Below are 12,907 nucleotides of genomic sequence, written 5' to 3'. Positions count from 1 at the left end.
TTTGAAAAAGGCAATCCAAAAAATCTGGGGATAACAGCGATCGGAAGGTTGTTCTGTCATCCGAGTGGCAGGTGTAAATATTCTTTAGTTCAATTTATATATACAAGATATGATCGAATTTATTTTTTTCAATGAACCATCCGTTATGAATTGACGAGAATCTTCCGGCACAGTACACTTACAAATAATAATGTTATTATAAATTATCATAACGAAAATAACAATATGACAAAATTCGTTGAATGAAACTATGCAAACAAATGAGAAAACTTCATCTCAAAGGAGACGACATCCATGGAACAGTTCAGATTACCGAAAATACCCATGCCGCATCTGGAATTGCCGCAAGCTGTGCAGAACATTCTCGCCGAGGCCGAGGAACAGCTTCAACATAGACCGAGATTGCTGGCGCAGTTCCGTAACTGTTTTCCCAACACGCTGGAAACGACGACAAAGCTATTGGATGATGGAACAACCTTTGTAATTACAGGGGATATCCCGGCCATGTGGCTGCGTGATTCAGTGGAGCAGGTGATGCACTACGTTCCGCTCGCGAAGGAAGACGAACAACTGCAACGGATCATTGGAGGGCTGATCAAACGGCATACGTTCTATGCGGACATCGATATCTATGCCAATGCGTTCAACGAAACGGCTAATGGATGGCATTGGGATGCAAATGATGAGACGCAGATGTCACCTTGGGTGTGGGAGCGCAAGTTTGAGCTGGATTCACTTTGTTTCTCTATGAGGCTCGCCTATGCGTATTGGCGGGAGACGGAATTGACGGATATATTTGACGAGCGTTTCAAGAGGGTGATGGAGAGTGTGTTACATCTGTGGAAAACGGAACAGCGTCATGGTGAGCGGTCCCCATATCGATTCATGCGCCGGAATTGTCCAGCCCATGATACACTCCGTTACGAAGGATTAGGGATGCCCGTAAACTATACGGGGATGATCTGGTCCGGCTTCCGCCCCAGCGATGATGCATGTGATTTTCATTATAATATTCCCGCGAATATGTTTGCAGCGGTGACTCTACGCCAAATGGGGGAGATTGCAAGGTGGGTATTTCGAGATGAGAAGCTGGTCAGCGAGATGGCGCATCTGGAAGAAGAAATACGACACGGGATTACCCTGTATGGTACTTACCGTCACCCCGAGTATGGGCAGATCTATGCCTATGAGACCGATGGTTACGGCAACTTTTGTCTCATGGATGATGCAGGTACGCCGGGGCTTATGTCGATTCCGTATTTCGAGTATGCTTCCACCGAGGACATCGTGTACCAGAATACACGCCGCTTTATTTTGAGTAAGGAAAATCCATTCTATTATGAAGGACAAGTCGCCAAAGGTATCGGCAGCCCTCATACACCGCCCGGATACATCTGGCACATGGCTCTGTCCATGCAGGGTCTCACCGCAGACAATGATAAGGAAATGCTGGAGATGATTGAGCTGCTGGAGAACACGGATGCAGGTACCGGGTACATGCATGAAGGCTTTCATTCGGACGATCCAAACACGTTCACAAGGCCATGGTTTGCTTGGTCGAACAGCCTATTCTCGCAGCTTGTGTACAAAGCAATGAAAAAAGGAATTCTATAAAATGATGTAATTTCAAAAAAATAACTGCCTGCAAGGCAACCGTTCCGGTTACGAATCGTTCTTTCGATCGCTGTTATCCCCGGATTTCCTGATCGCCTTTTGCAAAGTCGAAATCCGGTGATAAAGGCGAACGCGCTGCTTCTTCAGAATCGATTTCGTCCCCTGCACTGCTTTTGCTAATGGCATGACAATTTTTTTGTCGACATCATTTCTAGAATAAAAGAGTAAACAGACAAAAAGCCCAAACTGCAAAAGATTCGCAGTTTGGGCTTGGTTAGTTATAAAGAACTTAACACTATACAGTCTTCATCAAATCAGCAATGAACACCTTTTGACCTGTGCGGGCACTTTCGAGGGACGCAAGGACCATGGCCATGCTGAACTGGTTATCACTGCAATCGGTCTCAGGCCGTTGCCCGGACTCCAGCGCTGCGAACATGTCTTCGAGGCACCCGTGATGTCCTGTTTTTTCCATGACAGGCTGTTGCCCTTCGATCCGCTCACACGGTTGGAAAAAGGATGGCTTGCCTTCCGCATCCAGATGCTGCGCCGAGACAACTTCAGCATAAATGTCATCATGTCCATCCCATATGGCGGTTCCTTTTTCTCCGGTTACGCGCCAGGATGCTTCCCATGAAGTAGGCACACCTTCTGCACACCAGGACCCACGATAGTTAAACACGGAGCCATCCGACATTTCAAAGATGCACAAAGCCATCGCATTTCCTTTATACCACGACCCTGGAGGATTGAATTCGTGGCAGTAGACCGAGACCGGATTCGCACCGAGAATATATCGTGCCTGGTCGAAGGTGTGAATCGCCATATCCAGCAGCAGTGGACTATCCATTAGATCGCGAAAGCCTCCAAAATGCGGTCCAAGGAAGAAGTCTGCCCCTGCAAAACCGACCTGACCAATCGTTCCATCGGAAATCAACTGCCGATAGGCGCGAATGCGCGGATCGAAACGGCGATTTTGCATCACTGCCTGAATGTTACCTGTACGGCGTGCAGTCTGAACAATGTCTTCACAGTCAGAGAAGGATTCCGCCAGAGGTTTTTCGCCAAACACATGACATCCTTGTTGTAACGCCGTCATAGCAATATCGTGATGGCTCGCTGGAATGGTGACATCAAATACGATGTTGGCATCGGTTGCTCGAATGGCCTCGCTGATATCCGTAAACGTGGGACAGGAAAGGCCGTGTCGTGCAGCGAGTGCGACAGCAGTCTGTTCATACAGATCAACAAGCCCTACAATTTCCGTGTCCGGCCTTTGCATGGCGTAGTCAACCCAGGTGTTAGACATGGCCCCACAGCCTGCCACAACTACCCGATAAGGATGACTCATCCTATCATCTCCTTATGCTTTTCATTTTCTATGTTCTTGCAATAGATATCATGTAAGACGAAGTTAATTGTCGTTTCTATACCGGATTTGGCACAAAATCCCCACCACGACATTGTTTTAAATACCTTAGTGCGTGTACCTGTCCGGTCATTTCGAGTTCGTCTTTGTAGACAGGATCATGCCAGCCTTCAATATCGATTGTTCCCTGATACCCGTTTTGTCGCAAAATCGTAATGATGTCAGACCAGTTGGTATCGCCGAAGCCGGGCGTACGGTGCCAGACAAATTCACGTGGGCCGTGAACGCCATATTCTTTGACGATGTCCCAGGCGATGGTGGCATCTTTACCATGCACATGGACCACTTTAGGCGCCCACTTACGCAGCTGCGGAATAGGGTCAATCAGGCTGGACATTTGATGGCATGGCTCCCATTCCAATCCGATGTTTTCAGCGGGTACCGCATCGAACATCATCTCCCAAGCGGTTGGATTATGTGCAATGTTCCAGTCGCCCGTCTGCCATGTACCACCCATATCACAGTTTTCAAAAGCAATGCGCACACCCCGGTCCGCTGCCCGGCGTGCCAGTTCTCCAAACACTTCCTTGAACCGTGGAATCGATTGGTCAATCGGCTGATCGGTGAGTCGTCCAGTGAACCCGGAGACGATGTCCGCTCCGAAGAGCTGGGCATGGTCAATAGCCCGTTCCCAGCTGGCAAGTGTGTCGGCGTTATCCCCGGTTCCAGTAAGCGGATTGCCAAATACACTTACTGCAGAGATGATAATTCCCTGTTCGTCGACGATTTCACGGACACGTTTCGCTGTTTCGGCGAGGTCCAGATCACCCGTCGTTTGCCAGAAGGTCAGATTGAAGGATTCGAAGCCGTGTTTCATGATCTGTGGAATGACGCGAACTGCGTCGTGGCCACCTACGAGGGTGCCTATGCGTAACGGATTATTCATGGTTGTATTTCACTCCAATATTGGCTTATAGTACTTCGTGACACACTCATTATAGCCGGGCGTCTGCCGGATGGCTCTATACAATCTTGTGCAATATTAGTCTGATCTTGTGGGGGAAGGGGGAGAATGTATGCTGGATCTGAAAGCGCTTCATGAAAATACCCGCATTGACCATAAATCTCATCCATTTCAGCTGTTCCAGAATCGTTGTCAGGGGATGAAAATGGAAGAATGCATTCTATATTTGCACTGGCATGAACACTTTGAACTGATTTTTATGCGAAAGGGAAGTGCTTTATTTCATATCGACAGCAGGCCCTATGTCGCTCAAGCAGGTGAGGTTATTATCATTCCTGGAGGGGCACTGCATGTCGGGTATGCACTGGAGGAAGGGGATATCAACTATGATTCAGTCGTGCTCAACAGTGCATTATTTCATGATTTTACCCATGATCCCGTTCACTTGAAATATGTTGCGCCATATCTGGAGGGAAAGGTAAGGTTCCCGGTAAAACCAGCGGAGCATGACGTAGCCTGTCAGGGCTATTATTCCCTGTTGGATGAAGCTATTGAGGAGATGGCGTCACAGCCGCCAGCCTACCAACTGATTGTGAAGTCCAAGCTGCATGCTTTGTTCACCCTGCTTGCGCGAACCTTTATGCCACATCAACTTTCTGATAAAACAGCCCAATCCTATTTTCCCAATCGGGAGCGATTCAAACATTTGATTGAGCAGATTGAAGCGGAGCCAACAGGAAAAATGTCTGTTACCGAGGCAGCGGGCCAGGTGGGGTTGAACACGTATCATTTTTGCAAAATGTTTAAAAAACTGACCGGACGCACCTTCGTGGAATATGTGAACGGGTGTCGAATGACAAAAGCCGAACAGCTGCTGCAGGAGAGCAGTATGACCATTACCGAGATCGCTGCTCAGGTTGGCTGTGAGAACGCCAACTATTTTACAAAGCTGTATAAACAATATAAAGGGATGACCCCCTCCCAGGGGCGGTTGAAATAATGGTCCTAGCGTCAAAATCGTCAACATCGAACATACAAAAATCCGGATACTCGCGCATTTCTGGCGGTGATCCGGATTTATTTTATAAATATCAGAACTACACTTGATCTGTTTATGAAGATGCTTATTTCATGAATTTGGAGAATAGTCGGTTAGCCTTTTTGGAGAGGTCGTCCATTTTGACATTGGCCTGATCCAGTTGATTATATCCCCATTTGATCGTTTGCAGCATGCGTGGGGATATGGGCGTACCTTTGATCCGTGGATAAATGTTGTGATAGGCCCAGACGAGATGCTCCCAGCGATTATCATTGCCGTCCTGAATATACTCCGATACGTCGATGACTTTCCCACGTCCATTCTGGAGAATTACATTTTTCAGGTGAATGTCTCGTGGGTTTAGGCCACGGCTGCGTACGGCTTCACGCGCTTCGTCTACATCGAGCATGACCTGCTCGGGCACCGGGATTCCCTTTTCCAGACATTCAAGCAAGGTATCTCCCGCTTCAAAACTGATCACAAGAATATTCCGGCCGCTGCCATAATAGGTAGGGAAATAAGGCAGGCCTTTGAGCTGTTCATAAACCTGTTTTTCATTTTCCAGTTTGTCCAGGGCATGATCTGAGTACATCTTGAAGGCATACTGCGGCAATCCGTCATACGTAAATACCGCCGCATCCGTTCCTGTGCCAATGCAATTCAATCCTTCTACATGGCCTATGATGTTCACGAGCTCATTCCGGTCGCTTCCGATGACTTGGATTTGTTGTAATGCTTCTTCCGCCTGGAACCAATCCGGTCGATTCATGGGTGTTGCCTCCTTTTAGGATATGCCTGTACAATTCATCTGTCTAATTGCAAAATCCTGTACTCTATTTGGTATAGTATGCGTTCTGCGCTGTCATTTCATCTTTTGGTGATGTTACTATATAAACGTTACGCATTGAATCGGAAACGGTTGCGGTTAGAAGAAAATAACGGAAGGGTGCTTGCGGCGTTTTTGCCCTTTCCTATATACTGTGAGCATTAAGGGATGCTAGAAACATGCAGAAATCCGGCATACAGAAAGGCAGAATATCTTATGGCACAATACCCGCAGTGGTCTTATTCGCAGTCGCGGGCGAGTATGTTCGATGAGTGCCTGCGCAAATATTATTATCATTATTACGGAGCCCATAACGGCTGGAAGGCAGAGTCGGCGGATGAGATGCAGGTACGTCTGTATCGGTTGAAGCAGCTCAGTAATCTATACCTTGTATTCGGTGATCTCGCGCACCGGATGTGTGAATCGGCGGTACGCAGCAGGGAGGAAGGTAAGGATAAACCTCGTGAACACTTTCTGGAACAGACGATGCGCAAGCTGCTGAATCAGGCTTATGTGGAATCAATGGATCAGGATCAGTGGCGGCTGGACCCCAAGAACCGGGTAATGTTGTCCGAGATGTATTATGGAGACGACACATTGAATGACCGAATTGCCACGATTAAAGAGCGAGCTTCGGCCTGTGTCAGCAATCTGTATCAGACGCTCACGTGGGAGGACCTGTCCCGTGCGAGTACGGATATTTTGGAGATTGAGAAATGGGATACCATGATGCTGCACGATACACGCGTGTATGTGAAGATGGACTTGTTATATCGTCGCAGCAACGGCAACATTGTCATTGTGGACTGGAAGACGGGCAAGGAGGATGACTTCTCGGATCAGTTGATGCTGTACGCATCCTATGTGAGGGAGCATTACCGGGTACCGCTGGAGCAGATTGAGCTGCGGGTGGAGTACCTGTTAACCGGGACACACCGAGAGTTTACGGCAACGGAAGAGGATATCCTAAAGGTGGAGGAGAACGTGGGGCGGTATATTGCAGAGATGCACTCCTGTGTGGATGATGAGTATTACAACCGTCCCAAAGACGTCTCCTATTTCACGCCGATGCCTTCGCGCCGCGCCTGTCGGGACTGTAACTTCCGCGAGGTGTGCAGTGAACGTGCAGTATAGCGAGCCACCCGAAGCCTACTCAGATCTCATCCCTTTTCGAAAAAAAACAAGAAGCGCCAGCCTGGACAGGATCTGCCCGACTGGCGCTTCTATTTCGTTCCACAGGCCGGGCAACAAGGCGCCGGGTGGAATGATCATTTCCAAATTACTGGACCGCGGCGGTATTCTCCAGCGCCTGTCCTGCGGGAACGTAGGCATGCCCGAGATCCCGGGCAACCGCCTCATACGTGATATGCCCATTCAGCACGTTTACCGCGCTGCGAATGGACGAACTGCCGCGAATCGCGGCGGCTGCACCGTGGTTCGCCAGCTGCATCGCGTAAGGCATGGTGGCGTTGGTCAGCGCCACCGTAGACGTGCGCGGCACCGCGCCTGGCATGTTCGCTACCGCGTAATGAACAACACCATGCTTCACGTAGGTCGGTTCATCATGGGTCGTGATATGATCAATGGTCTCCACGATTCCGCCCTGATCAATGGCCACATCCACAATGACCGAACCGGGTGCCATGGTGGTAACCATCTGCTCGCTGACAAGGGTTGGCGCTTTGGCGCCCGGAATCAGCACCGCACAGATCAGCAGATCGGCAGCAGCCACAGCTGCCGCAATATTGGATGGACTCGATACCAGCGTATGAATCTGATTGCCAAAAATATCATCCAGCTGGCGCAGACGATTCAGATTCAAATCGAGGATGGTCACATCCGCACCCAGACCAATCGCGATTTTGGCGGCATTGGTACCCACCGTGCCGCCACCAATAACCACGACCTTGCCACGGCTTACGCCGGGTACACCGGATAACAGAATGCCTTTGCCGCCTTCCGTTTTCTCCAGCAGCTGCGCTCCAATTTGCGCCGACATACGTCCGGCAACTTCACTCATCGGGGTGAGAAGAGGCAGCGTACCATTGACCTCCAGTGTTTCATATGCAATGGCGGTTACCCGGCTTTCAATCAGTGCCTTCGCCAATGCAGGCTCCGCTGCGAGGTGCAGGTAAGTGAAGAGAATCAAGCCAGGACGAAAATAGGTGTATTCGCTGGCAAGGGGTTCTTTTACCTTGATGATCATATCTGCGTCTGACCATACGGATGCAGCTGTATCCCGAAGCTCCGCTCCGGCCGATTGATACTCGCTGTCCGTGAATCCACTGCCGAGTCCCGCGCCTTGTTCAATCATGACCTGATGTCCGGCTCTGACAAAATCAGCAGCTCCAGCCGGGGTCAGTGCTATACGGTTTTCATTGTTTTTAATTTCTTTCGGAATTCCGATTCTCATCGCCATGCACCTCGTCCATTTAATGGTTGTTAGCTTATACTACAAGTTTATGACCTGGATAACAGATTTGCACCTTACCTAATGTCTATGTTTTGAAGAATCGTATCAACATAATGTCGAGAAAAGACTATTCAGGACATTTATCCATAGCTTATAATGTAAGAAAAAATGACATTATGAGGGATCGATATTGAGAAATGACCGCGTGTTTACGATAAAGGATATTCTGGCTCGCCCCGTCTTTGCCAAAGCCCGGCTTGCTGCGGGGATAGAGGGAACATCCCGTCAGGTCGGATGGGTCCATGTGTTGGAGATCACGAATGTCTCTCCATTTGTAAGTCCTCATGATCTTATTTTATCCACAGGACTATGGCTTCAATCGGAAGAAGGGCGTGAAGAATATCTGCTCCAGTTAATTCGGAGCGAAGCTGCCGGGCTATGCGTGGAGTTTGGCACGAGCATTCATGGCATCCCCGAAGAATTGATTGAACTGGCTGACAGGCATCAATTCCCGCTTATCGTGTTTGAGCAACCGGTCCGGTTCGTTGAGATTACGCAAGATATTCATGCTTTGCTTATTAATCATCAACACCAGCTGCTAAAGAGCCTGGAAACCTATTCCCGTCAGCTTCAGCAGCGAACATTACAGAGCACAGACATGTCGGCTGTGCTTAACCTTCTGCATGAATACGCGGCCAAGCCGGTGGTGTATATTTCGTCCATGGAACCGGGCAGTTTTGTGCCGGAGCTGCCTTCGGAGTCGCAGCAAGCGATCTACACATGGTATGAGCAGGAGGTCGAGCATCTGGATCTTAATGATTCAGACACCGAGTTATGGTTCCATTTGGATGAGGAGCAGGTGTTACTGTGTCACCCGGTCGTATGTTTTGGTCAGGTTTTTTCGGCTGTCGGCATGGTTGTACATCCTTCAGCACCCGTCGAGTATCTCAAGCTATTGCTTGATTATACAGCGAAGGCAGCTGCGGCACTGACTTTACGCTCCCAGTTTCTGGAGGAGAAGATGGTACGCAACCAGAATGAGCTGCTCCAGGATCTGATGAACGGTAACATTCTGCATGAGGAGCAGGCCCAGACCCGAATGGGACTCCGTCTGCTTGTGAAGGGACAGTATTGGTTTGCAGGCGGGGTTATTGAGATGGAGCACCGTCTGAAAGGGATCGGCCGTGAGCGTATGGAAACCAACCATCAGGATATTCTGGTGCTGCTGCGTTCCTTGCTCAAAAAGAACAATCTGTCCAGCCTCATCATGCTGAAAAATAATCAGGTATATGTATGCTGTGCCAAGGAGGAGAGCAAGACATCCACACGAAAACAACTGGTAAAATCGTTGGAAAGCATTGTTGGTGATGTGAAGCGATTTGCGAGTCGCAACCTGAAGCAGGTAGTGATTCATGCCGGATTTGGCAAGGTGCGCAACCGTTTAACAGGCATGCCGGACAGTCTGCGGGAAGCATATCAGGTCATCGAGGTTTCGCGATCCATAGATCGGCTGGAACGTATTCATTTTTACGAACACATGGGTATATATCAAATGCTAAAAGCATTACCCCAATCGTTCCTTCAGCCTTTTGTGAATGACCATCTGGGTGTTCTGATTGAATATGATCAGACACACCATCTAAGGTTGGTGGAGACATTGGATGCCTTTCTACAAAACTTCGGTTCCAAGCGGGATGCGGCTGCCCAATTGTTCATACATCGACAGACCTTGTACAATAGATTGGAGAAATTAGAAGAATTAATGGGACCTGACTTTATGGATCAGGAGAGAAGAATCTGCCTGGAGATGGCACTGCTTGCTCATGCTATGATCGAGGAGGAACAGGATTTTCCATCTTGATAGACCAGGCTGGAAGAAAGCCCAGACTGTGCATCATTGAAAGATGTGCACAGTCTAGCAATTTTTACTGATGCGACGAGAGAGTCGTAATGCTCTTGGTAATACGGGAGTGTTAGAAGCAGGACGGCGGCCGCGAAACAGTCTGGGGTGGCCGGAGGAAGGTGCAAGGGATAACGAGGTAGGAGAGGCCAAGCGATATGGCGAGGAACTTCGCTCCGGAAGAGTTCCCGTATCCAGCTTTTTGAATGAAACACCGCTTTGACACAACCATTCATCAAGTTGTTCACGAGTGATTCCTAATTGTCCGCTCAAATTACAGATGTCGAGATTTTTTCTCACACAAATCCGCCTTTCCTTAAATATCGGGCTGTATTAGTTATGAAAGGGAAGCATGGAGCATGAAGTTGGATATGGATTGGTGCTCATGGACTTCAGCAATTTGCATCACGCAAAATGCCCAATGGATTGGTTTGCCCGATCGGCGGAATAATCGATTATGATGATCCAGCGGTGTGGGAATGGTCTATGTAAACCGGTTAAATGTTTGTTACCGCTGTTTTGTGTGTTTTTTCTATAATTTGGCTTTTAACTAAATTTTATCACTTCATATGTAACTGTGCGTCTCAATATAGTCTCAACTTTGGGAGAAAATTAAGGTTATCGAAAGTACCAGTATCTAGTACGGAGGACACTGATGGGAAACAGTAGTGAGGTTCATAACGACAGATATTATGGTCATGGAAAACGTTTCGTAGGTCGAGCCAAGGAACTGATGATGTTGGACCGATGGTTCAGCAATCCGGAAGCACCTTTAACCTTTTTTTCAGTTACGGGCATGGGGGGGATTGGTAAATCCTCTTTACTGTCCGAGATGTTATCCGTTGCTCGCAACCAGGGAGCGACCGCCATATGGATGGATGGCAGATCCTGTGGCTCGACACCGTCGGTCTTTTTGGAATATTTGTCCTCTACACTGGAGCTGGAGACCATGGGTAGTGACGGTAACCCTCGGCCATTAAGCCTTCTGAATGAAACTTCAGTACAGAGGCGACTGGTCCTTGCTGTGGATAATTATGAAGAGCTGGCTTTACTGGAGAGCTGGTTTATGGAAGTTTTCGTATCCAAGCTCCCGTTATACGGCGTACTCATCATTCTGGCCTCACGACCGGAGCCTGCTTCAGCGTGGAGGACTCATCCAAGGTTGCAGCAGCGCCTCGTGCAGATGCCTCTTAAGCATTTTACGTGTGAAGAAGTGTCTGAATATATTGCAGGTGCAGGGTCATTAAACAAGAGCATGGCTGGTACGATTGCACGTATGACGGATGGGCATCCGCTTGGATTGGCACTTGCCGTGGAGGCAGCAGATCAGCGCAGGAATTTTCCCCTTTCCGATTGGACTGAATTGTCACAAATGATTAGCGCCAGATTGCTGCTTGAATTGACGCTTCCCCGCCTGCATCCGATGGTTGAGGTATTAACTCTGCTGGAAACAGCGAACCAGGAATTGCTGGCATCCGTGCTGCAAACAGAGGTAACGCTTGAAGAATACAACGTCCTGAGGCGTATGTCGTTCATTCGTTCCGGTCCTAATGGTCTGGCGCTGCATGATATGGCCAGAGTACATCTGCTTCGGGATTTTCGTCAACGTGAACCACAGCGTCTGCAAGCCATTCGTGTACGAATTGCGGAGCTGCTCAAGCCGCTCCATGAACAGGCGGGTCCACATGAGAGACGCCAGATCACCCGAAAAATGCTCCTTTTGTGTCAGGAATCCATGCTCCAGCACCGAAAGTACGCTGATGTCTCGGCTGATTCACTGTTCTCTCCAATGGAAGTGATGCGAGCGGAGGACTTGCCTGCGTTGCACAAATTGCTCCGACAGTGGTGTGAGTATAGTGTAGAGCCCTGGCAGGCGCCATCTTATCCTGCTTTTTTGGATGAGCTTGCACACCGTTATCCTGAGGGGATTGTATTGATGCGTGACCAGGATGGCGAGCCGATCGCGATGTTCATTACGGTGCTCGTGCACCGGGAGAGCAGCGGGATACTGTCGAACTATTTTCCGGCCGAAATGCAGGAATGTTTCACACCGGAAGAGCTGGATTGCGATCCGAATCAGACGGATACTCACTTTGCGGTGCTCGCTGCGGCAAGGGACGATATACCGGGCTACAAACGTGAGGAACTGGTGGGTTATATGTCGCTGGATCGGTTGTCACTGCTTGGAGAAGGGGCTAGAGTCATACTGGTCGCGACTAATCCGCATCTGAAGCTGTTTTTGCAGAGTATTGGTTTTCGGAGTAGAAAAGCACGTACACGTTTATGTGACCTGTATGCAGATCAGGCAAGTGTGCTGGATCTGGATTTGCGCAGTGGACAATTCGGTGACTGGGTGATGTCCCTTCTGGGTCTGGATATGAAGAGCAGCCGGTTACAACAGAGGACATCTGGCGAGAGTCGGATACCCTGGTCCGAACAGGATGTGCGCAAAATGCTGACTCATCTGCATTCTCCCGGAGAATTGCATGAGTACGCAGCGCGAGTGAAGGGTATGACGGATGGAATTCATCTACAGAAGCATATTCTGGATTTGCTGGAGGGCCGAATTCATGGCATCTCCCAGCAAGATCAGATGCTGTTATACGCGGCCTATTGGACACATGATGGCAATCCAACTGCCGCAGCAGAGGTATGCTCGATGAGTCGGGCCACATTCTATCGGCATCTGCGAGCCGCTTTGATACGACTGGCGAGAGTGCTATAGGGAATAGAAAGAATCTCTCATCGAGGCTTAACAATACGCTGGATCATGCATTATAAC

Annotated in this window: 10 protein-coding genes; 6 read left to right on the top strand and 4 right to left on the bottom strand. The window is 49.0% G+C overall.

Annotation, left to right across the window (positions count from 1 at the left end; translation table 11 throughout):
• The first annotated feature begins 294 nt into the window (after positions 1 to 294).
• Complete coding sequence (locus P364_RS0123535; protein ID WP_024632504.1) at positions 295 to 1,614, top strand: glycoside hydrolase family 125 protein; 1,320 nt, start codon at positions 295 to 297, stop codon at positions 1,612 to 1,614.
• A 295-nt stretch (positions 1,615 to 1,909) separates the two neighbouring features.
• On the opposite strand, the gene P364_RS0123530 is transcribed toward P364_RS0123535, so the two are convergent.
• Positions 1,910 to 2,965: a Gfo/Idh/MocA family protein gene (locus P364_RS0123530; protein ID WP_024632503.1), complete on the bottom strand. Its 1,056-nt coding sequence runs from the start codon at positions 2,963 to 2,965 to the stop codon at positions 1,910 to 1,912.
• Between the two features lie 76 nt (positions 2,966 to 3,041).
• A complete protein-coding gene (locus P364_RS0123525) occupies positions 3,042 to 3,929 on the bottom strand; it encodes a sugar phosphate isomerase/epimerase family protein (RefSeq protein ID WP_024632502.1) in 888 nt (295 codons plus the stop codon).
• Positions 3,930 to 4,059: 130 nt separating this feature from the next.
• Between P364_RS0123525 and P364_RS0123520 the strand changes: the two genes are divergently transcribed.
• A complete protein-coding gene (locus P364_RS0123520; RefSeq protein ID WP_024632501.1) occupies positions 4,060 to 4,947 on the top strand; it encodes a helix-turn-helix transcriptional regulator in 888 nt (295 codons plus the stop codon).
• Positions 4,948 to 5,071: 124 nt separating this feature from the next.
• Here the strand turns inward: P364_RS0123520 and P364_RS0123515 are convergent, their stop codons facing one another.
• The gene (locus P364_RS0123515; protein ID WP_024632500.1) at positions 5,072 to 5,755 is read right to left on the bottom strand and encodes a serine/threonine protein kinase; all 684 of its coding nucleotides are present in this window, start codon (positions 5,753 to 5,755) and stop codon (positions 5,072 to 5,074) included.
• A gap of 273 nt (positions 5,756 to 6,028) precedes the next feature.
• On the opposite strand from P364_RS0123515, the gene P364_RS0123510 reads away from it, so the two are divergent.
• Positions 6,029 to 6,946, top strand: coding sequence for a PD-(D/E)XK nuclease family protein (locus tag P364_RS0123510; protein WP_024632499.1), 918 nt, complete (start codon positions 6,029 to 6,031; stop codon positions 6,944 to 6,946).
• A 145-nt stretch (positions 6,947 to 7,091) separates the two neighbouring features.
• Here the strand turns inward: P364_RS0123510 and ald are convergent, their stop codons facing one another.
• Positions 7,092 to 8,225, bottom strand: coding sequence for an alanine dehydrogenase (gene ald, locus P364_RS0123505; protein ID WP_024632498.1), 1,134 nt, complete (start codon positions 8,223 to 8,225; stop codon positions 7,092 to 7,094).
• A 190-nt stretch (positions 8,226 to 8,415) separates the two neighbouring features.
• Here ald and P364_RS0123500 point away from each other — a divergent pair, with 190 nt between their 5' ends.
• From P364_RS0123500 to P364_RS0123495, 3 genes are all read left to right on the top strand, one after another.
• Positions 8,416 to 10,086: a PucR family transcriptional regulator gene (locus P364_RS0123500; protein ID WP_024632497.1), complete on the top strand. Its 1,671-nt coding sequence runs from the start codon at positions 8,416 to 8,418 to the stop codon at positions 10,084 to 10,086.
• 70 nt (positions 10,087 to 10,156) lie between these two features.
• Positions 10,157 to 10,348: a hypothetical protein gene (locus P364_RS37425; RefSeq protein ID WP_152532743.1), complete on the top strand. Its 192-nt coding sequence runs from the start codon at positions 10,157 to 10,159 to the stop codon at positions 10,346 to 10,348.
• Between the two features lie 432 nt (positions 10,349 to 10,780).
• Positions 10,781 to 12,850, top strand: a complete 2,070-nt coding sequence (locus P364_RS0123495; RefSeq protein ID WP_024632496.1) for an nSTAND1 domain-containing NTPase — start codon at positions 10,781 to 10,783, stop codon at positions 12,848 to 12,850.
• Positions 12,851 to 12,907 lie beyond the last annotated feature (57 nt).

Origin of the sequence: Paenibacillus sp. MAEPY2 (assembly GCF_000499205.1) — a bacterium.
GTDB classification, from domain to species: domain Bacteria; phylum Bacillota; class Bacilli; order Paenibacillales; family Paenibacillaceae; genus Paenibacillus; species Paenibacillus vandeheii.
The sequence above is the reverse complement of the archived record's forward strand: the minus strand, read 5'-3'. Positions and strand labels throughout refer to the sequence as shown.

Bases quoted from the DNA above. Each gene is read 5' to 3' on its own strand.
- P364_RS0123535 (WP_024632504.1), top strand. From the start codon at position 295: ATGGAACAGTTCAGATTACCGAAAATACCCATGCCGCATCTGGAATTG.
- P364_RS0123530 (WP_024632503.1), bottom strand. From the start codon at position 2,965: ATGAGTCATCCTTATCGGGTAGTTGTGGCAGGCTGTGGGGCCATGTCT.
- P364_RS0123525 (WP_024632502.1), bottom strand. From the start codon at position 3,929: ATGAATAATCCGTTACGCATAGGCACCCTCGTAGGTGGCCACGACGCA.
- P364_RS0123520 (WP_024632501.1), top strand. From the start codon at position 4,060: ATGCTGGATCTGAAAGCGCTTCATGAAAATACCCGCATTGACCATAAA.
- P364_RS0123515 (WP_024632500.1), bottom strand. From the start codon at position 5,755: ATGAATCGACCGGATTGGTTCCAGGCGGAAGAAGCATTACAACAAATC.
- P364_RS0123510 (WP_024632499.1), top strand. From the start codon at position 6,029: ATGGCACAATACCCGCAGTGGTCTTATTCGCAGTCGCGGGCGAGTATG.
- ald (WP_024632498.1), bottom strand. From the start codon at position 8,225: ATGAGAATCGGAATTCCGAAAGAAATTAAAAACAATGAAAACCGTATA.
- P364_RS37425 (WP_152532743.1), top strand. From the start codon at position 10,157: ATGCGACGAGAGAGTCGTAATGCTCTTGGTAATACGGGAGTGTTAGAA.
- P364_RS0123495 (WP_024632496.1), top strand. From the start codon at position 10,781: ATGGGAAACAGTAGTGAGGTTCATAACGACAGATATTATGGTCATGGA.